The sequence below is a fragment of the Bacillus sp. JST-5 genome (genome assembly GCF_057747715.1).
The window spans coordinates 1-23,639 of sequence record NZ_JBYLHW010000042.1 but is presented as its reverse complement, the minus strand read 5'-3'; the positions used below and the strand labels follow the sequence as shown (position 1 = coordinate 23,639).

22 protein-coding genes and 2 tRNA genes are annotated in these 23,639 nt (G+C 32.7%); 8 read left to right on the top strand and 16 right to left on the bottom strand.

Features of this window, described 5'->3' with window-relative positions; all coding sequences use genetic code 11:
* Positions 1-133 precede the first annotated feature (133 nt).
* On the bottom strand, positions 134-370 hold the full coding sequence (locus tag AC3ASS_RS09555; protein ID WP_488283301.1) for a YueH family protein: 237 nt from the start codon (positions 368-370) through the stop codon (positions 134-136).
* Positions 371-474: 104 nt separating this feature from the next.
* Between AC3ASS_RS09555 and AC3ASS_RS09550 the strand changes: the two genes are divergently transcribed.
* The gene (locus AC3ASS_RS09550) at positions 475-1,692 is read left to right on the top strand and encodes a NupC/NupG family nucleoside CNT transporter (RefSeq protein WP_488283300.1); all 1,218 of its coding nucleotides are present in this window, start codon (positions 475-477) and stop codon (positions 1,690-1,692) included.
* A gap of 24 nt (positions 1,693-1,716) precedes the next feature.
* On the opposite strand, the gene AC3ASS_RS09545 is transcribed toward AC3ASS_RS09550, so the two are convergent.
* The 4 genes from AC3ASS_RS09545 to AC3ASS_RS09530 form a co-directional block, all read right to left on the bottom strand.
* The gene (locus AC3ASS_RS09545) at positions 1,717-2,427 is read right to left on the bottom strand and encodes an NAD-dependent protein deacylase (RefSeq protein WP_488283299.1); all 711 of its coding nucleotides are present in this window, start codon (positions 2,425-2,427) and stop codon (positions 1,717-1,719) included.
* A 248-nt stretch (positions 2,428-2,675) separates the two neighbouring features.
* A complete protein-coding gene (locus AC3ASS_RS09540; protein WP_488283298.1) occupies positions 2,676-3,497 on the bottom strand; it encodes a DUF6574 domain-containing protein in 822 nt (273 codons plus the stop codon).
* Between the two features lie 417 nt (positions 3,498-3,914).
* On the bottom strand, positions 3,915-5,894 hold the full coding sequence (locus tag AC3ASS_RS09535) for an AMP-binding protein (RefSeq protein ID WP_488283297.1): 1,980 nt from the start codon (positions 5,892-5,894) through the stop codon (positions 3,915-3,917).
* Between the two features lie 177 nt (positions 5,895-6,071).
* The gene (locus AC3ASS_RS09530; protein WP_488283296.1) at positions 6,072-6,416 is read right to left on the bottom strand and encodes a hypothetical protein; all 345 of its coding nucleotides are present in this window, start codon (positions 6,414-6,416) and stop codon (positions 6,072-6,074) included.
* Positions 6,417-6,645: 229 nt separating this feature from the next.
* Between AC3ASS_RS09530 and AC3ASS_RS09525 the strand changes: the two genes are divergently transcribed.
* On the top strand, positions 6,646-6,978 hold the full coding sequence (locus tag AC3ASS_RS09525; RefSeq protein ID WP_488283295.1) for a hypothetical protein: 333 nt from the start codon (positions 6,646-6,648) through the stop codon (positions 6,976-6,978).
* An 89-nt stretch (positions 6,979-7,067) separates the two neighbouring features.
* Here the strand turns inward: AC3ASS_RS09525 and AC3ASS_RS09520 are convergent, their stop codons facing one another.
* The 6 genes from AC3ASS_RS09520 to AC3ASS_RS09495 all read right to left on the bottom strand — a co-directional run bounded on the left by AC3ASS_RS09520 (position 7,068) and on the right by AC3ASS_RS09495 (position 15,963).
* The gene (locus tag AC3ASS_RS09520) at positions 7,068-8,342 is read right to left on the bottom strand and encodes an MFS transporter (protein WP_488283294.1); all 1,275 of its coding nucleotides are present in this window, start codon (positions 8,340-8,342) and stop codon (positions 7,068-7,070) included.
* Positions 8,343-8,626: 284 nt separating this feature from the next.
* Positions 8,627-9,928 (bottom strand): APC family permease, encoded by a 1,302-nt coding sequence (locus AC3ASS_RS09515; protein WP_488283293.1) that lies wholly within the window; start codon positions 9,926-9,928, stop codon positions 8,627-8,629.
* A gap of 716 nt (positions 9,929-10,644) precedes the next feature.
* A complete protein-coding gene (locus AC3ASS_RS09510) occupies positions 10,645-11,805 on the bottom strand; it encodes a mannitol-1-phosphate 5-dehydrogenase (RefSeq protein WP_488283303.1) in 1,161 nt (386 codons plus the stop codon).
* 2 nt (positions 11,806-11,807) lie between these two features.
* Complete coding sequence (locus AC3ASS_RS09505) at positions 11,808-12,242, bottom strand: PTS mannitol transporter subunit IIA (protein ID WP_488283292.1); 435 nt, start codon at positions 12,240-12,242, stop codon at positions 11,808-11,810.
* A 10-nt stretch (positions 12,243-12,252) separates the two neighbouring features.
* Positions 12,253-14,367: a BglG family transcription antiterminator gene (locus tag AC3ASS_RS09500; protein WP_488283302.1), complete on the bottom strand. Its 2,115-nt coding sequence runs from the start codon at positions 14,365-14,367 to the stop codon at positions 12,253-12,255.
* Positions 14,368-14,556: 189 nt separating this feature from the next.
* A complete protein-coding gene (locus AC3ASS_RS09495) occupies positions 14,557-15,963 on the bottom strand; it encodes a PTS mannitol transporter subunit IIBC (protein WP_488283291.1) in 1,407 nt (468 codons plus the stop codon).
* A 372-nt stretch (positions 15,964-16,335) separates the two neighbouring features.
* Here AC3ASS_RS09495 and AC3ASS_RS09490 point away from each other — a divergent pair, with 372 nt between their 5' ends.
* Positions 16,336-16,644: a hypothetical protein gene (locus AC3ASS_RS09490; protein WP_488283290.1), complete on the top strand. Its 309-nt coding sequence runs from the start codon at positions 16,336-16,338 to the stop codon at positions 16,642-16,644.
* 528 nt (positions 16,645-17,172) lie between these two features.
* Here AC3ASS_RS09490 and AC3ASS_RS09485 read toward each other — a convergent pair.
* A tRNA-Val gene (locus tag AC3ASS_RS09485) sits at positions 17,173-17,245 on the bottom strand.
* Positions 17,246-17,675: 430 nt separating this feature from the next.
* On the bottom strand, positions 17,676-18,263 hold the full coding sequence (locus AC3ASS_RS09480) for a GNAT family N-acetyltransferase (RefSeq protein WP_488283289.1): 588 nt from the start codon (positions 18,261-18,263) through the stop codon (positions 17,676-17,678).
* A gap of 882 nt (positions 18,264-19,145) precedes the next feature.
* On the opposite strand from AC3ASS_RS09480, the gene AC3ASS_RS09475 reads away from it, so the two are divergent.
* Positions 19,146-19,219, top strand: a tRNA-Arg gene (locus tag AC3ASS_RS09475).
* 45 nt (positions 19,220-19,264) lie between these two features.
* Here AC3ASS_RS09475 and AC3ASS_RS09470 read toward each other — a convergent pair.
* Together AC3ASS_RS09470 and AC3ASS_RS09465 are read right to left on the bottom strand one after the other, a co-directional pair.
* The gene (locus tag AC3ASS_RS09470; protein ID WP_488283288.1) at positions 19,265-19,729 is read right to left on the bottom strand and encodes a hypothetical protein; all 465 of its coding nucleotides are present in this window, start codon (positions 19,727-19,729) and stop codon (positions 19,265-19,267) included.
* 4 nt (positions 19,730-19,733) lie between these two features.
* Positions 19,734-20,522 (bottom strand): hypothetical protein, encoded by a 789-nt coding sequence (locus tag AC3ASS_RS09465; RefSeq protein WP_488283287.1) that lies wholly within the window; start codon positions 20,520-20,522, stop codon positions 19,734-19,736.
* Positions 20,523-20,799: 277 nt separating this feature from the next.
* Here AC3ASS_RS09465 and AC3ASS_RS09460 point away from each other — a divergent pair, with 277 nt between their 5' ends.
* Positions 20,800-21,024, top strand: a complete 225-nt coding sequence (locus AC3ASS_RS09460) for a hypothetical protein (RefSeq protein ID WP_488283286.1) — start codon at positions 20,800-20,802, stop codon at positions 21,022-21,024.
* Here the strand turns inward: AC3ASS_RS09460 and AC3ASS_RS09455 are convergent.
* A complete protein-coding gene (locus tag AC3ASS_RS09455; RefSeq protein ID WP_488283285.1) occupies positions 21,017-21,535 on the bottom strand; it encodes a phosphatidylglycerophosphatase A family protein in 519 nt (172 codons plus the stop codon). The two genes, AC3ASS_RS09460 and AC3ASS_RS09455, sit on opposite strands and share 8 nt — an antisense overlap.
* Positions 21,536-21,682: 147 nt before the next feature.
* On the opposite strand from AC3ASS_RS09455, the gene AC3ASS_RS09450 reads away from it, so the two are divergent.
* The 3 genes from AC3ASS_RS09450 to AC3ASS_RS09440 all read left to right on the top strand — a co-directional run bounded on the left by AC3ASS_RS09450 (position 21,683) and on the right by AC3ASS_RS09440 (position 23,504).
* Complete coding sequence (locus AC3ASS_RS09450; protein ID WP_488283284.1) at positions 21,683-22,411, top strand: alpha/beta hydrolase; 729 nt, start codon at positions 21,683-21,685, stop codon at positions 22,409-22,411.
* 154 nt (positions 22,412-22,565) lie between these two features.
* Positions 22,566-23,078, top strand: coding sequence for a YjcG family protein (locus AC3ASS_RS09445; protein ID WP_488283283.1), 513 nt, complete (start codon positions 22,566-22,568; stop codon positions 23,076-23,078).
* Positions 23,079-23,081: 3 nt separating this feature from the next.
* Positions 23,082-23,504, top strand: a complete 423-nt coding sequence (locus tag AC3ASS_RS09440; RefSeq protein ID WP_488283282.1) for a GNAT family N-acetyltransferase — start codon at positions 23,082-23,084, stop codon at positions 23,502-23,504.
* Positions 23,505-23,639: the final 135 nt, after the last annotated feature.

Here is a 23,639-nt window from a genome sequence, read left to right as displayed (position 1 = left end):
GGTCTAAAGTATTTTGATTCGATTGGATTTAATCTATTTTTGGTACGCATAAATAATCACCAACTTAAATAAAATTCAGGTCTATTATAACCTAAATTTAATGTTGGTGTTATTTATTCCGTCTAAGTTTTTTTTACATTTCTCTAACCCAAAAATAAATTTTTTCAGCCAAATCATCGAGTACTTCAACGTCTTTTATGGAAATAGTTTCCTTAATTTTCTTCATTATTTCTTCTCTTCCCTCAACGTAAGGAATTAAAATGGACCAATGGATGGATGGAACTGCCACCACTGTGTACTCCTCTTTTTTATTTTCATAAATATAGACGTTTGCCTGATTCCCTTCTACCGTAGTTTTTCTAATTTTCATATGTATCACCTCATGAAATGTTCATTGTTTGGAAAATATAATGTAGAATTCTTATAATCAGTAGTATATAATCATTTACTAGATTGTTAAAGGAGTGCATCAAGATGAACTTATTATGGGGACTTTTTGGAATATTCATCGTATTATTCATTGGTTATTTATTTTCAAACGGAAAAAAACATATTAGACCTCGCACGATTTTGGGAGGATTAGCGATACAAATACTCTTTGCTTTTATCGTGTTAAAATGGGAAACCGGACGGGAAGCTTTAAATTGGCTAACGATGCGGGTGAATGATATTATTAGCTATGCTAATGAAGGAATTGACTTTTTATTCGGTGGGCTTTATACAGAACAATCTGGGATTACCTACATATTTGCCTTTCAGGTGTTACCAATCGTTATCTTTTTTTCTGCCTTAATTTCAGTCCTGTATTATTTAAGAATTATGCAAGTAATCATTAAAATTATTGGTGGAGGACTATCGAAGCTACTTGGTACTCGAAAAGCAGAATCGATGTCAGCTGCTGCAAATATTTTTGTTGGACAAACAGAGGCACCATTAGTGGTTAGGCCATATCTAGCCACCATGAGCAGCTCTGAATTATTTGCTATTATGACCGGTGGTTTGGCGTCAGTTGCTGGAAGTGTACTAGTTGGTTATTCACTTCTAGGAGTACCGCTAGAATATTTATTAGCTGCGAGTTTTATGGCTGCTCCGGCTGGTTTAGTAATGGCAAAGCTCTTCTTTCCCGAAACAGATAAGAAAGAAGAAATAGACGAGATTACAATGGAAGATGATGTTGAATCGACAAACGTCATTGATGCAGCAGCTCGTGGGGCAAGTGTTGGTTTACAGCTAGCTTTAAATATTGGAGCGATGTTATTAGCATTTATTGCGTTGATTGCCCTTATCAATGGTTTATTAGGCTGGATTGGTTCATTCTTTGGTATTGAAGATTTAACACTTGAAGTCATTTTAGGATATCTATTTTCTCCGTTAGCTTTTGCCATTGGGGTACCATGGGATGAAGCGGTACAAGCAGGAAATTTTATCGGTCAAAAATTAATTTTAAATGAGTTTGTGGCTTATTCTTCCTTTGCACCAGAAATTCCGAATTTAAGTGAAAAAACGGTAGCCATTATTAGCTTTGCCTTATGCGGATTTGCCAATATCTCTTCTTTAGGGATTTTATTAGGAGGTCTTGGTGGATTAGCACCAAATCGAAGACCAGAAATTGCAAAAAACGGATTAAAAGCTGTTATTGCTGGTGCTTTGGCTTCTCTTTTAAGCGCAGCCATTGCTGGCATGTTTATATAACCCTAAGCTCTCCTTTGCTTAGGGTTAAATTATTTTACGATCCAATTGTTGAAGCCACTCCCCAATTTTCACATCATGGATGACTTCATCGGCATAATGGTCAAATTCTGTCGGTTCTAAATTGACGATCACAAATTTGGCGCCATTTCTTTTTGCAAGTAATGGAAATTGATTGGCTGGTGAAACTTGTAAAGAAGAACCTAAAACAATAAATAAATCGGCCATTTCACTTTGCATAGTTGCTTCATATATCGCATTTTCAGGGAGCATTTCACCGAAAAGGACTACTGAAGGTCTAATTGTACCTCCACATTCACAAATATATTCCTCTTTTACATACACTTCGTTAGAATATTTCCTTTTACATTTTTGGCAATGCATTTGTTGTAGCGTTCCATGAAGTTCAATAACATTTTTGCTTCCTGCCATTTGATGAAATCCGTCAACATTTTGAGTAATAATACTTTTTATAATCCCTTTTTTCTCCCATTTCGCTAAAATTTCATGCCCTTGATGCGGTCCATATTCATTTACTTTTATTACTCTTTCTTTATAAAATTCTATAAATTGTTGTACGTTATGGTTTAATGCATCGACACTCGCCAATTTTTCAGGACTTTTTTGCTTCCACAATCCTTTAGAAGAGCGAAAATCCGGCAATCCGCTTTCCGTTGACATTCCCGCTCCAGTTAAAATGACCGTGTGTTTTGATTCCTTTAGCCAATTTACAATCATTGTTTCCACCTCCAACATATATGAATTCTAACTCATTTTCAAAAAATATTTTTTCACTTATTTCATATTTTTTCTGAAGAAGCCTTCTTATATATTTATTTACAACACTTTATTTAAAACAGGGATTTGTTTTACCGTAAAGAAAATTCACCCCAAAAGTTTTTTATTCACACTAACTTTTGGGGAAACCCTGTTACATGGTTATGAGTTTAAACATACTTTAATCCTGTGATGTTAAACATAGTCATTTAATATCCAAAAGGTAAATATGTAGTTGCTCCAATATTTTCGCCAACAATCATTGTTAGCACAATCATTACAGTTATGACAATCATAGTTCCGTAAAACGGATCTAATGAATGTTCTTTTCTCCGATAACTATAAACCGTGAATCCGATAGATAAAAACAAGCTTATAAAAGTTAAAACAGAGAAAATATTCATTAGATTATTTCCGATATTTAATAAAGTTAAGAGAAAAGAAATAAGTATGAAAACAGTAGGAATGATTAAAAAAGCACCAAATCTCGCAATAACATGCTTAAAACTTACATTTTCTTTATTAATCTTTAAAATACCGAAAATAGTAAAAACTATTACAGCTAAAATAAGTAAAAGATATATTAAAGCTTTTACAAAGATTTCCCCGGAAGGATTTTCTTTGTAAAATGCTACAGTTGAATAAAGATTATCAACAAAATCTTCTTCAAACAATGACCCGGAAACATTATCAAAAAAATTATTAATTCCAATATATATGGTCAAACTAAAAATGAATGAAAATAGGAAGATTGTAATCATTCCATTTATGAAAGATTCGGAAGAAATATCTTTTCCATAATCCATCGGTTTTTTTAACATTTTTATAAAATGACTAAAATATTGTTTGGTGACAACTATTCCTTTCTCGATAATATCAGAATTATTATTATATGATTTCCCCTCTTGTAAACGATCATCTATATTTGTAGATGATTGGTCATTAACATTTTTTGTTTTTTCTAATTTGGCACCACATTTTGTACAATATGTACCTGTTTCATGAATACTTCCACAATTTGGACAAGCCATTGTTAACACTCCTTACTTATTAAAACTGAATCATTTAATGAAGATGTACTTATTTTAAAGGTCGGTTGCAAGTAATTTTCTTGTAGTTACAAGTTTTTTCCGCGTAGTTGCAAGTGCGACATTGTTTTCGCCATGTTCGTGGTGGTAAAAATGCAAAATTATTGAAGTGTTTGTTTGGTGCAATTTTACCCTACATTATGTTGGAATTTCCCTAAGCAACTCCTTCCTTCTAAAAAAATTCATTGGTTATTTTCAACTTACAAATTTTAAATAAATCACTCTCTTTCATTTTTTAAATTGGTTTGTAAAGTTTTGTCAATTATGACCTCTTTTGAAATATTACCACAATGCTAAATAGATTCATATATTGTTTAATAGAAGTGATAAATAAATCAGCCTTTCAATCGCTTGAAAGGCTTATGCTAAGTGAATGTTTTTAATTTCTTCCAAACTTTCACGATTTTGAAGGGTAGATACATCACCTAGAGGCTTTCCTAAATATGCCGCTTTAATTAATCTTCTTGCCACTTTTCCGCTCTGAGTTTTCGGTAAATTTTTTACAAAATAAAGTGCTTTAGGAGATAATGATTTTCCCATTTTTTCTGCAACGGTTCGTAGTAATTCGCTAGCCAATTCGTCGTTTTTCTCATCGTCATTATGAAGGACGACAAACATAATTGGGACTTCCCCTTTGACTGCATCAGGGACTCCAATAACAGCGGATTCTTTTACTTTCGGATGTGAAACGACTGCGGATTCAAGCTCAGATGGTCCTATTCTCTTACCGGCAACATTCATCGTATCATCGGATCTCCCCAAAATAAACCAGAAACCATCTTTGTCTACTTGTGCAAAATCACCGTGATGCCATAATCCTTCCCACTTACGCCAATATGAATCTAAATAACGTTCATGATCTTTCCAAAATGATTGAGTCATTCCTAAAAATGGTTCTTTTATGACTAAATCACCGATCGCCTCTTTTTGTTCTTTTCCATATTCATCGACGACCACTGCTGACATTCCTGGTAATGGTCCATTAAATGAACATGGCTTCTGTGGATGAATAGGAATACATCCTAAGATACCTCCGGAAATTTCCGTTCCTCCCGAATAGTTAATAATTGGGCACTTCCCTCCACCAACTCGCTGAAAATACCATTCCCACGGTTTTGGATTCCACGCTTCTCCAGTTGAACCTAATATTCTTAATGATGAAAGATCAAATTCTTTAACAGGGAAGCGATCAAATTTCATTAACGAGCGAATAACCGTAGGGGCTACTCCAAAGATGGTGATTTGATGTTTTTCCACTAATTCCCACAGTCGATTCTCAGTCGGATAATCTGGGGGTCCTTCATACAAAACAACAGTTGCACCAAGAATCGATGTTCCAAACAATAACCATGGCCCCATCATCCAACCAATATCCGTTAACCAAAATACTCGGTCATCCTTCTTTACATCAAAGCAAAAATACATATCTATCGCATTTTTGATTGGAAAACCTGTATGTGTGTGGACCGTTCCTTTAGGCTTCCCAGTAGTACCAGATGTAAAAATAATCATGTACGGATCAGTAGAGAACATCGGTTCTACCGGTGATTCTTCCTGTTCTATGAAACAATCATGATAGTAGACTTCATTTTTATGAAGTGAAATAGATTGATTTAAATGGTTCACAATGATGATTTTCTCAATCGATTTTGATTCCTGCGCTGCTTGTCTTGCGACGGATAACATATCTACATTTTTTCCTCGACGTCGAAAGCCATCAGCTGTAATGAGCCATCTAGCCTCAGCAATGGATAATCTTTCACTAATAGCATTGGCGCCAAATCCAGAAAAGCACGGAACAATGATAGCACCAATTTTTGCACATGCATAAAGAACAGGTTGAAGTTCCGGACAAGGAGGAAGAAATATTCCCACACGATCTCCCCTTTTAACACCTAAATGTCGCAATCCATTGGCAAACACATCTGTTTCTTCTTTTAATTGTTGATACGTAACTTTTTTATGTTGACCGTCTTCTCCTTCCCAAATAAGAGCTAACGAATCTCCCCTTCCATTTATGACATGTTTTTCGACCGCATTTATATATAGATTGGTGAGTCCCCCTTCAAACCATAGGGGCATTTCTTTTCCTTGTGCAAGGTTTAACACTTGATTGTATTCTTTTATCCATTGAATATCCATTTCTTTTAAAATGGCTGGATAAAACCATTCCGGTTGTTTAATAGATTTTTCTAAAAGCTCATCATAGGATGAAATATGATGTTTATTCATAAAATCTGTAACGTTAGCGTTATTTATCATTTCATCTGTTGGTGACCATGCTACTTGTAAATCATGAATATTAAAGGAAGTGCTTTCTAATTCACTCAAACTACCCACCCTTTCAAACCACGTTTTACCATATATACTTTTATTGTTTACTTTCCTATATAAAAAATCAATATATATTTCAGAATATTTTATATCTTCAAAATCCATGCATTCAAACTTTCTATTGACATAGATCCTACACACAAAAAAAGATGACCGAAAATCGGTCATCTTTTTAACTTTATATTATTTTTCATCTAAAGCTGGAAAACTTACTCGATTTCTTAGGAAAATTCCTAATTTGATTTCTTTAATAACCGCTTCTTTTAAACAACATAGTTCTTTTAATACGTCAGCGACAGATTCATTAACTTCTGCAATTTCTCCAAGAACATTGTTTCCACCATTGAATTTACCGATAGGTCTAATATTATTAAATGCATAATCAATAGCAGCATCAAGTTTATCAGCTTCTTCATAGATAATTGAAATAACCCCTAGCTCTGTTAATAACGCTAAAATAATTAGAACAGTTCCTAATACGTTATCACTAAGATTGGCTCCAAAATTATTTTGGGCTAGTCCCATCACTTGTTGAAGTTCACCATATTTATCAAATTTTTTTATGTGGATACACCCCCTTTCTTTTTTATTTGTCCGGACACTATACGTTATGAAAAAGATTAGGACATGCCTGTTTTTTTAACTTATTACAAAAAAAATTGGCATATTTTTATGTAAATTTTCCTTTTCAACCTTTATCCATTTCATCTGAATACACACTGCATATCCTTTTAGTAAAAATAACGGAGCTGATGATATGAGCAAATCCAATTCTTTTAAAAATCATTTAAAAAAGTTGCTAATTTCCCTCATTCATCCAAAAAACAAACGGTTGATCAATCAATTGCCTGATGAAATGTTAGGTCTTGGTTTATTATTTATTCGAGCCTTCGCAGAAGAATACTTAAAACAATTAATCCAATCAGAAACTGAGTTAATTGAAAAAGCGAAAAATACTATGACAAAAGAACAATTTCAATCATTTTTAATAGAAGCTGAAAAATTTTATCAATATGCTTTAAAAATTGATCAGTTTATTCAAAGCATTCTCGTAGAAGGGTTTTTATTGTATAAAAAAATCAAAAAATGACTGTCCATATTTTCAATTCGGACAGCCATCGAGAGAATGGTTATTCTTGATTTTCCATTATTATTTTTATTATTATCATTCTATATCTATTAAAGGGTGGAATAATTTCCATCCTTATATTTTGGTTGGTTGGACTGTTTTTGCCGATGCAATTGATAACATCCAATTCCAGACAATAACGTAACAACCGATGATACAAGAAACGGAATAAAATAATTTTTATATACATCTAATAATTGGCCAACTATGGCTGGTGAAATGAATTGCCCCATACTAAAAAATAACGTAATAAACCCCATAGCCACAGGTACGTATGGTGCTTTCACAAAATCGCTAACACTTGCATTCATAATGGTTGGAACCGCCCACAATGTTAAGCTGTATATAACAATCGTTAAAATAAGAAGGATACTATTTTTTAATAAACTTAATGATAATAACGATACAAATTGAATCATAAATACAAACGTTAACGTAATCATTCTTCCAAACTTATCAGAAATACTTCCCCAAATAAATCCGCTCGGTATACTAACAATACCAGCTAATGCAAAATAATAACCTGCCATTGTTTTAGAAAAGTGAACATCATAAATTAAGTAATCAACTAAAAAGGTAGAAAAAATGATATAGCTAAATCCCCAACCAAAATAATTCAAACCATACAACCAAATTTGTTTATTTTTATAAACTTCTACACTTGCTTTTTTACTTGTGACAATTTCCTTCTCCTCAATGGATTTTTTGACTCTATTTTGTTTTTCACCTACTGGCAATAATGACCATTCAGAAGGATGGTTTCTCAATCCAATGGCATTTATACATAAAATAATCAAGACAAGTATAGCTAGAATATACCAACTCCATCTCCAACCATCATTTTCTGTTCCAACAAGATTAGGGATCACCAATCCACTAAATACAATTCCCATCCCTGAACCAGACATGGCAACTCCCATAGCCATTCCCTTTTTCTCACGAGAAAACCACTCACCAAGCAAACCTAATGATGGTACATATACCCCTCCTGACCCGATTCCTGTTAAAAAACATCCAAATAATGCACTCCAAAATCCTGTAGATAGTCCACTCAAAACCATACCTATGATTATTATCCCCATAGAAAAAACAATGACTTTTTTCGCTCGATAGTGTAAAACAAAATGGCCAACACTAACGGCACTAATTAAATAACCGAGAAAAACAGATGAAGCTATGAGTCCAGTTTGACTATAATCAAGCTCTAAACCGATTTTCATAAAAGGTATAATGGCACCTAAAGAAAATCTTCCAAACCCTAAACATGCTAAGACCCCTAATGAAATAAAAATTAAAATCATCCATCCCCTATGTATCGATCTCATTTAATCATCCCCAATATATGAATTATTTTACTTTATTCGCTTATGAATAGAAAAACCCTTTTACGAGATTGGAAATTCTATTGGAGAGTAAAGTTTCCAAATATCTTATCAATCTGTTGGAATTAGCACTCGCAAATGAGCCTGTTATAGAAAAAACTTACAAAATAAAACCGGCCTAAGCCGGTTTTATTTGCCTAAAATGTAATCTTTCTTTAATTAAGAAGACTTTTCGAAAAGATAAATCTTTCCATTTTTCAATAAAAAATCCTTTTTTTATATGGAGGTTATGGAGTTTGTTGGCCCTTTCGATATTTACCAATGATAAAAATGACAACTCCAACAACTGTCCAAATCAATAATAAATCAATAACGGATAAAATCAGTTGATAACTAAAATAAAATAACACGGATAATGTAAAGATTCCACAAAGGATGATGAAACCTTTTTTTGGACGAATTAATGCTTGTTGATATAAATCGTTTCGAATGAATGGGAGAACAATCATTGAAATCGAGTGACCAATGTACATTAAAAACATTCCTTGTAGGGAAACATTCAATAAATAATCCATCGTTTGTGACCATATTAGTATTAGTACGATAATCGTATTGATAGTAATAGCAATCACTGGTGTTCCAAAGGATTGACTCACTTTAGCCAATTGTTTAGGAATAATTTCATCTTCCGAGAACGAATAAATGATTCGTGAAACAACCATAACCAATGAATTTAATGTTGTCGCAAATGCCATAATGATTCCAAGTGAAACAATCCACTCCCCACCTGCAGGTAAATAAACAGAAGCTACATCCGACATAGCACTTCTGGATTGTGATAAAAGATCATAAGGCAATATCCCGAATGCGACAAATGATATGAGAAAATAAATAATCATCGTTACAAAGGAGCCAATAAACATTGTTTTTGGCATCGCTTTTTGCGGATTTTTCATTTCCCCACCGGCTTGTGCCAATTGCTCAAACCCAAAATATGAGAAGAAAAGTGCCGGTAAAATACTTAAAAAACCCTCCACCCCGAAAGGAAACAAAGGAGTATAGTATTCCATTTGTATATGAAAAAGTCCTGGAACCACTAGAATAACAATTGCAATAAATAGGAGCATTGACATTAAAAGCTGTATTCTTCCAAACCACTTAACTCCAATGACATTTAACAAATAAAAAATAAGCAATAATAAAGTTGCAAATAAAGAAGGATTTGACCATCCAAAGATCGATGTTAAATATTCACCAAATGAAATGGCCATAATCGCCATGACTCCTAACAAGGCGATATATTGAAACCACATAAAAATAAAGCCAATAAATTTGTTTTGAAACGTACGACTAATATGGACATAAGCTCCACCAGGACTATTCCCTAACGGTGAGCTTAAAAAAATTAAATATGGGAGAGCAGTTGCTAATAAGATTGGAAGTAAAACAATATACCCTAATGGAACAGATGGACCCGCTTGTCCTCCAGCTTCTCCAGTTACAACAAAAATACCGCTACCTACCATTCCTCCAATCATTAATGCATAACCGTGCCATTGACTTAAATCTCTACGTAAAGTATCTTTCATTGAATGCTCACGTCTTTCTTGTTTGTTGTCGTAGTTGAAGAGTTTTAGTTATATTTTTCAAATAAAACCAAGACTCTATGAGCTTACTTTTCCGCTTAAACGCTTTTAAGCGATAAAGTATTATGTTTTACAATTTACTCATTCCAGTGATGTATGTCAATAGAAAATCGACAATTTTCAAATTTTTCTATATTATTCTTTTCATCTTGAATATATTTTCCTAATTGTGGGAAGAAAGAAACGAAGTATCTTGATAGAAATGAGAAGGGGGATTTTTATACTTGAAAGGGCAATAAAAAAAATCCGCTTTAAATCACGGATTTTTATAAAAAATATAAGTCAATCATATATAGTTTTTACACTTGTATAAAAGGAAAATCCATATGTTAGTTAAAAATGAATAGGAACAAGCCAAAAACAATAATTACAACAATAAAAAAAACAACATAGATAAGGGTTAAATTTTTTGTGTTCTTCTTTGTCGACTCATCGTAGTTTTTATCACTTTTGCCGGCTACCAACAAGGTTGCAATTAAAGAAATAATTCCAATTATAATAACTAAATAGATTAATAGGTTCATTTTACACCTCAACAAAAATGTAATTCTCTACTATCGATGTACACAAATCTCAATCTCCATTTTAGCATTTAATAGTTGGAAAGGAAAACGAAATGTATAAATGAAAAGTTAAAAGGGACGATATATTCTCGCCCCTTATTGCTTTAGTTTCATTAATTCTTCAATTTGTTCCAAAACAAGTGAAATTAAACGATGATTTGGTTCTAATTCAGAAATCGTTTGGAAAGTCTTTTCTATACCAATTTCTTTAATATTTTGTTGTAGTTTAACAGCTTCTTCATCTTGATCATTCGTATAAAGAAGAGCTGCTGCAATGGCTTTCGCTAAATAAATCGGATCCTTTTGAATGTGTTCCAGATATAAGGTTGCCGGGCGGACTAACCGATCATTTGGCCCAAGTTTTCGAATGGGACCACGACCTACACGCGACACATCATCCGAAATATACGGATTAATAAAACGGCGCAAAATTTTCTCAATATACTGTTGATGCTCATCGTGATCAAAATTATAAAGTTTTACTAATAAAGTTCCAGTTTCTTGTAATGTTCCTTTAACTATCTGATTGATCTCTTCATTTTCCATAGCTTCATTGACTGACGAGAAACCTAAGTAATGCCCTAAATAAGCTATAACCGCATGTCCAGTATTAACTGTAAATAATTTACGCTCAATAAATGGTTTTAAGTCAGGGACAAAATGAACACCTTGAATATTCGGTTTTTCACCTTTCATTTCTTTTTCTTCTACAACCCATTCAAAATATGGCTCAACCGTCACAGTTAATAATTCTTTATTCGTTTGGTTAGGAACAATGCGGTCCACTGCTGAGTTAGGAAATCCGTAATATTGATAAAAGGTTGCTTTCTCTTCATCTGTTAAATGTTCATATACTTTTTCTTTAAGAAAAGAGCTTCCACCAATCATATTCTCACAAGCAATAATATTTAACGGTTCTTTAGTAAATTCCATACGTTTTTTTAGTCCTTGTGCGATTAATTTTGAAATGATTGGCAAAATGTTTGGACCTACAGCCGTCGTTATTAAAGAAGCTTTTGTTATCGCTTCTATTACTGCATCCGGATCTTTTACGCTATTAATTCCAGATATATTTTTTACTTCTATTTCTTCCTTTTGTTCGGAAGCTAGTACAACTTTATAAGCTTGTTTGTTATTAATTTCGTCAATAATTGTTTCATTGACATCGATAAAAGTTGTATGAAAACCAGATTGATACAGAAGCGTTCCAATAAAACCTCTACCGATATTCCCAGCACCAAAATGTACAGCAATCACCATCAGTTCACCTCATTGAACATCTGTAAAATTTCTTCTTTGCTTTTTGCATTAACCATTTTTTGAATGTTCTCTTCTTCTGAACAAACAATCGCGATTTTTGATAAAAGCTCAAGATGATCGTCACCTTTACCAGCAATTCCGATTAAAATTTTTACCGTATTACCGTCAAAGTCGACACCTTCAGGAACAGTGATAAAAGAGAGACCTGTTTCATGAATAGCTTTTTTCCCTTCTTCCGTTCCATGAGGAATTGCTACGTGATTACCAATATACGTTGACGTTACTTCCTCTCGCTCTAACATTTTTTCGATATATACAGCATCTACATAGCCATTCTCTACTAAAATTTGACCTGCTTGACGAATAGCTTCTTCTTTCGTTTTTGGAGATGCACCTAATACAATGTTGTCTAATGAAAAAATTGGTTTCACCATCTTTTTCCTCCTATGAAGTCATTTTTTGTTTAAAGAAATTAAATAGTTGTGAAGAAAGGAAATTGCTTATCATTTCTTCATTTTTGGATTGAAAAATATCCAAACTGGTATCATCTTGAATCATTAAACTACTAATAAAACTTAATACTTCGATTGCTTTTTCATTTATTTCTATTGGAGCTAACATTAAGAGAAGTGTATCAACTTTAGTATCCTTATCGTCCATACCTTTTACGGTTATAAAGTCATCTAAAAATATTGCATGAAAACTTGGTTTATAAACATATTCGCTCCTCGTATGGTATAAAGCCATTCTTGTGTTTGGGATCGCAAGCCCTCCAACCGATTCTCGTTTTAGTAATTCTTCAACAACTATTTCAACATTAGAAACAAGATTCTTATGATTTAATCTTAAGCAAGCTTCTATAAGTATCTCTTTCATTGAATTTCGATTGGAAACTGTTATAGCAGAAAATTGTTTTAATAGTTCAAGGATGATTGTTGAATATGTTTGAACGGACTCTATATAGAAAATCACTTCTCTTTTTTCTTTAATATCTCTATTAAATTCTTCTTGTTTATCTTTTTTTGTATTACGAATCGTAATTTTTCTTTTTGCAATTTCATTTTTTATTTCTTGCAAATCTGATTTTGATAAAAAAGGTGAAGTTAATATATACTTTTCCTTTATATTTTGAATTGGTACCGTAGAAATAATTAGATCATAGTTCGATAAATCTAATTTTTCTATTTCAAATAACGAGCGATTTTCAACTTTTTGAATTTCAGGTACTTGCTGTTTTATTTGGGAAGCAAGCATTTTCGATGTACCGATTCCACTCGAGCATACGACTAAAGCAGATAAGGAAATATTCTCCTTAACATTTAATAATTGTGAAGCAAAATGTAAAACGAGATATCCAATCTCTTCTTTTGGAAATGGGATATTTGGAAATACTTCCTTGACTCCTTCGCTAATGATCGAGAACAATTCTGGAAAATCCCTTTCAATTTCATGTAAAAGAGGATTTTTAATGTTCATTCCTTGTTTCAAACGAAAAATGGCCGGTTTTAAATGTGCTATCAAGCCTTTTAACAATTTGCCGTTGTCACTCAAATCTGTCTGAACTTGTTCACTAACCATTTGGATTAATTCCTTAGCTTTAATGGCTAGGTCTATAGACGATTCCTCAACAGTGAAGTTTGTATCATATCGAAGTTTTGCCCCTCTGAGGTGCATTGTGATATATCCAATTTCATCATTAGGAATATCCATATCGAATAGCTTTTCTAACGAATGAATTAATTTTTTTGCGAATTTATATTCTTGCGACCCTTTTAATTCTTCTAAATATGCTCGATCAAAATGAATATTTTCCCCTTTTTGTAATCGTTCAATCGCTAAGGCTAAATGGACGACTAAACCGATATATGAACTATCGGCTAACTCATATGGAAGTTCTTTTCGAATATTTTCGACTGATTTCTCAACGGCAATTAATTTTCCACGATCAACTAAACCGAGCAATCGATTAGAAATACTATCTATAGGACTTTTTGATTTTTTTTCGATATTCTCCCTTAATAAAGAAATTAAATCATTCTCATTTACATATTTCGAAATGATCGAGCTTAGAGCGGCTCTTTTGTCCGATTCATTCCCAACAACTTGTACACCTAATCCTCTTTTTCGAACTAAATGTAAATGATGTTTTTCAAAAAAAGGTTGAATCGCATCCAGATCATTACTAATCGTAGCCGTCGTAACATTTAATTCATTCGCTAAAGAAAATAGTTTGATTGGACCATTCGTGTTTAACAACTGAGCAAAAATGATTGCTTGTCTTTCTTCAGGAGTATAATCGGTTAAATGACTATTTAATAGCATCATTTTTAGGCGTTCTTTTTGCTCATCTAATCCATCAATGTTGATGCCAATTCCCGATTTTTTGTTTAATGTTAATTGAAATTTATTTAAAATTTCTTCAACATTTTTTAAATCTCTATGAATCGTCCGGACACTAACATCAAGTGTTTGTGCAAGTTCTTTTATCGGGATTGTATTCGTATTTAGTAAAATCTCTATGATTTTTCTTTCTCTTCCTTGAATGTACAGAAAAATCACCAACTTCCTATTGAAGTGACAATATTTAATAATTAGCACATTTATCACTTTTATTTTACTATGAAACAACTTAATTATTCATAAAAAGATATTTAAAATCGTCATTTCCATTCATGACAAAATTTAATTAATAGATTTCAAAAAATCCTCAACCGAATGATCTTTTTTCATTGGTTGAGGATTCATTATTTAATCTTTGAATCGTTGAACTAATTCTTCATATTTTGGACTATTTAAGAAGTTTTCAACGGATATATGTTCAGCTGTAGGTAATTTTGCTTTCGCACGATCCGTTAAGTCTTTATGAGTAATTACAATATCGGCATCATCTGGAATATTATTTATTGCCACGTTTGTTACGTCAATATTAATTCCAGCATCTTTAAATTTCTTTCTTAATAAAGATGCCCCCATTGCACTCGAACCCATCCCAGCATCACACGCAAAAATTATTTTCTTCACTTCTTTTGCACTTTTTACAGCTGTTTCAGATGACTTTAATTGATTAGCTACTGAGCTTTTCTTCCCTTTTAGTTCTTCCATTTTTTCTGTAGCGGATGTTAAATCTTCATCTTTATCTTTACTTGTTTTGATAATTAAAGATGCAATTAAGAATGAGACAACTGTAGCTACAAGGACTCCTAAAATAACTCCGATATGATCACCTTTTGGAGTCATCGCTAATATAGCAAAAATACTACCAGGTGATGGTGTTGCTGTTAAACCTACATTGAACAATGAGTAAGTAAAGACTCCACTTACACCACCAGCAATAACTGCAAGTAAAAGCATAGGTTTCATTAAAACATATGGGAAGTAAATTTCATGAATACCTCCTAAAAAATGGATAACAGATGCTCCGGAAGCAGAACTTCTTGATACTCCTTTACCGAAAATCATAAATGCTAATAGTACCCCTAAACCTGGTCCAGGATTCGTCTCTAACATAAATAGAATGGATTTTCCTGCCTGTTCAGCTTCTGCTACCCCTAATGGACTTAAAATACCGTGGTTAATCGCATTATTTAAGAATAAAATTTTTGCTGGCTCAATAATGATGTTCGCTAATGGAAGTAGTCCAGCATCGACGATTGTTTCTACCCCAGATGCTAATACGTCACTTATAGATTTTACGATTGGGCCTATAATTTTATAAGCCACTCCTGCTAGAATAGCTCCAAGAATTCCTGCGGAGAAGTTATTGTAAAGCATTTCAAATCCAGAACGGATTTTATGTTGGAACCATCCATCGATAACTTTCATCAAGAAACTTCCTAATGGTCCCATGATCATAGCACCAAGGAACATTGGAATATCGGTCCCTACAATAACCCCCATGGTTGCAATAGCACCGACAACTCCACCTCGTTCGCCATAAACGACTTTCCCACCTGTATAACCGATAAGTAGTGGCAATAAATATTTAATCATTGGATCTACGAGTGTGGCTAATTCTTTATTTGGTAACCAACCAGTTGGAATAAATAAAGCAGTAATAAGTCCCCAAGCTATAAATGCTGCGATGATTGGCATAATCATTCCACTTAAATAACTACCAAAGCGCTGTATTTTTGCACGAGCACCGCCTTTAGTCATATATAGCACTCCTTTCAAAATAATAAATAAGTCCTTAATAAAAGATTAAAGCGTTTTCAAAGTGTATTCAATAAAATGAAAATTGCATTTTGTCACCAAAGATGTTGACATGATTTAATTGTGTAAATGATCGTTAAGTATATTGTTTCACATTTTTATTGAATATAATGAAATAAGGAGAAGTTTCCTCATCGTGGTAAGTTCAAATCATATCGTTCGTTCAACACAAAAATTAACCTTATATTTTTTTTCAACTTTTTTAAGGTGTAAATTAGAAATGGGCATTTTTTTTAAAACTATATTAACAAAGGCATTTAAATAAACTAATCTTGGAAATATTTTCCTCTATTATGTAAAAGGAGGCATCATTTCATGAAAAAAAGTGCTCTTCAATGGTTTTTGCTTGTAATATCAGTTATTTCACTTTTATTCCTATTGAGCATTGTTAAAGATAATAGTTCTGATCCAATCATTACAAGTGAACAAAAATATCAGCAAAAATTTATTATATTAGATTCTGTTGATCATCAATTTTTTGAAAAATATCATATTCAATACATGGATGAATCTGTAGAACCCGCACCGATACCAAATTTTGATTTAGACCAACCCGTAGTGATTACAAAAATGCCAGTAGTTGTGGAAAAGGAAAAGAAGAGCAATGAAGACAAATTAAAGTAACCACTTTGTTTCATATTAAAAAATATTATCCCCCCAAAAAAGCTAATAAACCCTAGCTTTTTGAGGGGATTTGTTTTTTTATTGGATTCTATTATTAATAAATATTCTTCGTTATAAGATAGATGGTAAAATTTTCTAACTATTTTTTTAATGTTGGCAAATGATTCAGACTATTTTTCTTGCAAAAAATAAAGGCAGAAGCCATTTACTTCTGCTAAAAATCAAAAACAAATTTATAAACCTTTAAAGTATTTCGTTTATCCAAGATGTGAAAAGATAGGTTTTCCCGTGGAAGATATGGATTTATTGAATCCCTTTACACTTCCACAATAATTTGTTCCTCTTTAACTAAATCACCCTTGACTATCTAAACTAATTAAATTTTTTCTTAATTATAGACTTCATTTGTTCAACACTGTAAATAATCTGTGACCAAATTATGACCAATAAAGTGAGGAAAATAGTATACAATAAAACAAAAAAGGCTGAAATCCTTGATTTACAAGGACTTCAGGCTTCTCATTTCGATGATTCCGACTGGGCTCGAACCAGCGACCTCCACCCTGTCAAGGTGGCGCTCTCCCAGCTGAGCTACGGAATCGTATTTCGAGAACAATTTATATATTAATCGAAGCCTAATATTTTGTCAATATATCATTGCTTAAAAATAATATGAGGATGAATTTTTTTCATAGTATGGTAGCTCTCCACTCGGATAAGCAAATTCTACTAAATAGGGAAATCTCACCTTCACTAAATCACTCTGTCTAATGCCTCTTTGACGCTTCCAATACTTTCAGTCTAAATGGGCTATAGCTACTAATCTAATTTCAACATGGACTCAGTAGTAACCTTACTAATTACTTATATAAACGTCCTTTTTCTAAAATATTTGTTTAGATCGCTTCCAATTAGCTAGGGAGAGTTTTTTATTTTTATGAACCAAGTAAAAAATAGAAAGAGGCTGCCAAAGTGAAATTGATTCACCTTTAAAACAGCCTCCTTTTTGCAACTTTATGGACTATATGTGTTTAAGTCAACATTTTTTCGAAGCAATTACATTCATGGACTCGCTTAAATTTTGCCTTAATGTTTTCTTTATCATCTCCTACATAATGAGCAAATGTATGAACAGGATACAGTTTAGGAACTTCGCTTGTAATATTCCCTTTTAGTTCTTCTCCACCATCCAAATAAACGTGTAAATACGATTCAACCTTAAGGAATCCATTCTTTTTGTACCAATTAATGACCCAATCGTCATCTCTTGTCCATGCTTCTAAACGATTTAATCCCTTTTCTTTTGATAACTGTTCAGCTTTCTTTAGGAGAAGTGTACCAATTCCTCTTCTACGGAAATCTGGATGTACAGCTATATGCCAGATCATTCCCCCAAGACCTGTTCCTCTTGAACAAACGGTTCCTTCTTTAACTTCATACTCAATATCTAATAACCCTACAATTTGATCTTTTTCTACTGCCACCAACTCTATTGATGGATTATCATATTTTTCTTTTTCTTTCAAAACGTTATCAAAATATGCCGTATCAAGAAATGATAATACTCTACAGCGTACCCAACCGCGTTCATCACTTGGTTTATACTCTCTTATTTCCATATTGGTCTCCTCTTTCCATTTAAATTTTGCTTACAATTAGTTGTTCAGAGGGACTCTTTCCAAGACATGAGTATAGGCATGAAGGTCTTAATAAGTAAAAAAGAAATGAAATTGCCTCTCCTTATTGAAGGGGAAAGAGCCACCGTATTTATTTAATGAAAATTTACAAATTAAGTTTTTCATTTGTATCCCCTCCTATTCCAGTTATTACCTTACAATCCAACTATAAATAATATTCTGATAAGAGTAAATATTTTTTTAATTACATAATAAGAGAACATTTGAGGAGCCATTTTCATTCAAAGATTTCAGTCTAACTCCAAAAAAATTCAAGAATAACAATTTAATACAAAAAAGGACACTCTTAATTAATAAATGTGCCTTAAATCTATGTTTTGAAAGGAATTCGACCAAGACCCCATACTGTCAAATTCTCACGCTAAACCTCCGAATTTTAAAATGTGAGTGTTACCCTGTCAAAGTAGCAATCTCCCTGGTAAGCTACGTAATCCAAGAACAATTTATTTAAATAGCAAAGCCTAATATTTTATCAATATATCATTGCATAAAAATAATTAGAAAGATGAGCCTTTTTTTTAAAAGCAAGATACCTCCCCACTCGGACGAGCTAATTCGACATATATATAAAGTAGACCTCCACCAATCACTATATCACTCTTACTAGCGCCTCTGTTACACCTCCAATAATATGCAAAGGAAGCCGTAATGGCTTCCTTTATTATATATGGCAGAAGTGTACCCATTTAATTCTACAACAGCAAAATGTTTACAATTTCCAATTCTATTCTCAGAAAATAACTTGATTCATTAATTTATAATCATTTGACCATTTCATAAAATATTCAGTATAATATTTCACGTGTCCCGGTAGCTCAGTAGGATAGAGCAACAGCCTCCTAAGCTGTAGGTCGTGAGTTCGATTCTCGCCCGGGACGTTTTTATGATTGTCAATTTTAGCAATTTGAGCATTTTTTTGGTTTCTAGCTATTCATCACTTTGGCGACTCCTAAAGCAAAATGATTCCATAAAATATCTTCCACAAGTTTTGATTGTTTTTCCTCACAGTTGATAATTAAAATAACCTCTGAATGATTATTTGTTGAAAGTTTCATTTTTTTACTTTTCACTAACCCATAAATGAGCCTTATGACTAATCCAAGGAAAAATCCTAAAAATACACCTAAAAGTCCCCAAATGATTGGTCCCCAAGAAAGGACAAATCCAATAGATGCTCCAATCACCGAAAATACAGTAGCAAGTACCATACCTAAGTCGATCAACGATTCTCCATCGGAATTATGAATCGAGTCAAATAATTTTGTATTCTCTTGGCGCTTGTCAAGAGGAACAGCAAAAATATCTTCACGTTGAATCCCATTTTTTTCTAATGTTTTAATGGCCATTTCCAACATCATCGTATTTTCAAATGTTGAAAAAACTTGCATTTTATCACTTCACTTTTTTCCCTTTTAAAATTCGAAAGTTTCGATGCATATAATTCTCTTTTAAATACTTTCGCTGCTCCTTATCAAACAATTTGTTATTTTCAACCGTATGTACATATGAATCATAAATGGAAAAACAAAAAAGAGATGGTAGAAACAATAGCCATTCCTCATTTAATATAGCCGTTGATTCAGTAATTTTCCCATTAAGTAGCAGTGTGATTGCTTCGAGTGCATGAGAAAAATAAAAAAATACAGTTAAACAAATAATGAGAATAAAAGATGTTAATGTTCGATGTATGTAAAGATGTCCCAAACCTGGAGCAAATAAGGACCAAATAGCCGCCATAATCGGATTTCTTTTTTCTAAGTAATTGATTTCGAGTGCATTAAGTTTAAATGTTTGATAAGAATGGTTTTCTCGCTCTGCAAGCAAATAAACTTTATTTAATTCTACAGCTGATCTGTAGCTATCCCAAATACCGAACAAGTAGACGGGGATATACATCATTATCCAACGAGTATTGATAACATCTTTTGCTAACTCAATATTCCCTTGAAACGTATAAATCATTGCCAAATTCACTTTTGCATTAATATTGATAAATATCTCCCAAATGATAAAAATGTATCCTCTTAAATTTTTTCCTAATATGATATAACCAAATCCTGAAAAAGCCGCAGACCACCAAGCAACGATATACGGATTTCGCAGGTGAAGTTGATTCGTTCCAAAAATGCTGACATGGGCTTTATATCTTCTTACATTGTTAACATTTGTATGACTACTCATTTAAACCACCCATATATTCCGAAATGGCCCTGCAATAACGGTAAGATTTCACTAATATTTCCATTTATATGTTGCGCTAAATATTAGAAATGATACGGACGCTTTTTCCTTAATTGCAAATAATAGATGAAGTAGGAAAAATTAAATAAAAAATGGGATAGACCTTTGCCAATCCCATAATTTCCATATTTATTTAATAGCCTTACCCTACCATTGACATACGAACAAACGTTCTGTAAAATAAGAACAAATCAATGAAGAAAGGCTATGAGATTCCATGACTGGATTATTAAAAAGAAGTGAAAAAGAAAACTTACCTTTAGAAATTATATATTTAAAAAGGAATGGAGAATTCATTCATAGAGTAATCGTTGTGAAAAAGATCCATCCTACACATATCCAAGCTTTTTGTTTAGAAAAACATCAATTTCGTACATTTAAGATAGAACGTATCCTTTCTGCACTTCCTTATCAGTCACGTAAAAGTCATAATGTTATTTAATAATTTCTTGTTCTTTTGCTTCTTCACGATCTCTTATTTTATGAGCTACTCTTGAAGAGGCATTTGCAGCAATGCTAGCCACCATATCATCTAAAAATGTATGAACACCATCGCTATTTTTTGTATCCAGTTTTCGAATGATACCGATTTTATTTTTATCCAAATGGCCAAATGTTGTTACTGCAATGCTTCCATAACCTAAAGATGCCCCTAAAGCAATCGTTTCATCAACACCAAATAACCCCTCATCAGATTCAATGATCGATTGAAGTGGTTCTGATAACATTTTCTTCTCCGCCAACATGTCAAGCTCAATTCCAACCAACAATGCATGTTGAATCTCTCTTTTTTGTAATACCATTTCAACACTTTCAATGCATTCTTCCATTGTTAACTCGTTATTGTATGGCTTTTGCATTTCAAACACAATCTCTGCAATATCGTTAACGGTTACACCTCTTTCTTCTAGCTTTTTTCTTGCTATTTCTGTTACAACTGTTGAATGTATCATTTTTTCTCCTCCCCTAACTCGAACACAACAAATTCTAAATTCATTATAACATGTGAATTTCCACATGATTGAAAAAGCTGTTGTTACCGTTTTCGAAGTCTAATATGTTAAAATGCAAATATAATTGATTAAAATCGGAGGTTAATAATGAACAGCGAAAGAGGATCGATGAAAGAAATAACATTTTATAGCCAAGAATTAAATGAAGAATTATCTTTAATCATTTATTTGCCGCCTAACTTCTCAAACTTATATAAATATTCTTTATTGATTGCACAAGATGGAAAAGATTATTTTCAATTAGGAAGATTCACTAGAACATGTGATTCATTAATTCAAAGCGGAAAAATTGAAAATATTATTGCTGTTGGAATTCCGTATAAAGATGTAAATGACCGCAGGAGTAAATATCATCCATCAGGTGAGAAACATGGTGCGTATATTCGTTTTTTAGCCCATGAACTTATCCCTTATTTAGAAAAAGAGTTTCCAGTTTATCATGTAAACTCTTGCCGTGTCCTTGCAGGGGACTCATTAGCTGGAACAGTATCGCTATTAACAGCATTATCCTATCCACATACATTTGGCAAAGTCATGTTACATTCTCCATTTGTTAATGATGAGGTCATTCAAAAAGTTCGACAGTTTAAAAATCCTGATCTTTTATCCATATACCATGTCATTGGGAAACAAGAGACAGCGGTTAAAATGACAAACGGAGAAATATCCGATTTTCTTGAACCAAATCGTCATTTACATAAAGCGATTAAAGATGTAGGAATCCCACATTTTTATGATGAGTTTGATGGCGAACATACATGGAAATATTGGCAGGCGGATTTACCTAGAGCATTAACCTATATGTTTGGAAAATAAGCCTTTAAGTTTGATTGACTTACCATCAATTATTACTTTTTTCATAATTTTTTTACATATTGAAGCATGTTTATATATCATTGTATGAATTTTTGGTATAATAAAGAAACATATTTATGCTTCGATTAAATTCTTTATAAGGAGGTAATAACGAATGAAATTTGGTATTGTCATATTCCCTTCAAAAAAGTTACAAGACTTTGCAAACTCATATCGAAAAAGGTACGATCCAAATTACTCTTTAATTCCCCCTCATCTGACATTAAAGTATGCTTTTGAGGGTTCAGAATCTGATATTAAAAAAATGTCAGAGGAACTTGACAATATTGCAAAAAAATATAAACCTTTTCCTCTCCACGTTTATCGAGTAAGTTCGTTTTATCCTGTGAATAATGTCATTTATTTGAAAGTAGAGCCTACCGATGAATTAATTGGATTACAAAAGGATTTACATTCAGGTTATTTTGAAAGTCCTTCAGAATTTGCTTTTGTCCCACATATCACGATTGGTCAAAACCTTTCTAATGACGAACATTCCGATGTCCTAGGACAATTAAAAATGTTAGAAGTTGATCATACAGAAATGGTTGATCGTTTCCATCTTTTATATCAACTTGAAAACGGTTCTTGGACTGTTTATGAAACCTTTTTGCTAGGAGAGGAATAATAAGTGGAAGTTGTAATCGCAAAAACTGATAAACAAAAAGAAGATGCCTTTTATATTCGTAGAAAAGTTTTTATTGAAGAACAAAATGTCTCTCCAGAAGAAGAAATCGATGAATTTGAAAACGAAAGTACACATTTTGTTCTATATGATGGAAGTACACCTGTTGGGGCTGGACGTTTTCGCGATTTAAATGGTTACGGAAAAATTGAAAGAATTTGTGTTTTACCGGAGTATAGAGGTAAAGGTGCGGGTAAACAAATCATGGAATTTATTCATGAGTACGCAAAATCACAACACTTTAAAAAACTAAAACTATACGCGCAAGAACATGCGATTCCTTTTTATGAAAACTTAGGTTATTCGGTTGTGTCTGATACTTTTTTAGATGCAGGAATTCCTCATAAAACAATGGAAAAAAGTTTGTAGGGGCTGTCCAAAAAGTCAGGGTAACTGACTTTTTGGAGCCCCTCATTTTTCACTTTTAAAAAAAATGCACAAAAAAATCGTCCTTTCTAGTAAAATGAAGTTACCACACAACATTACAGAAAGGACGATTTTTTA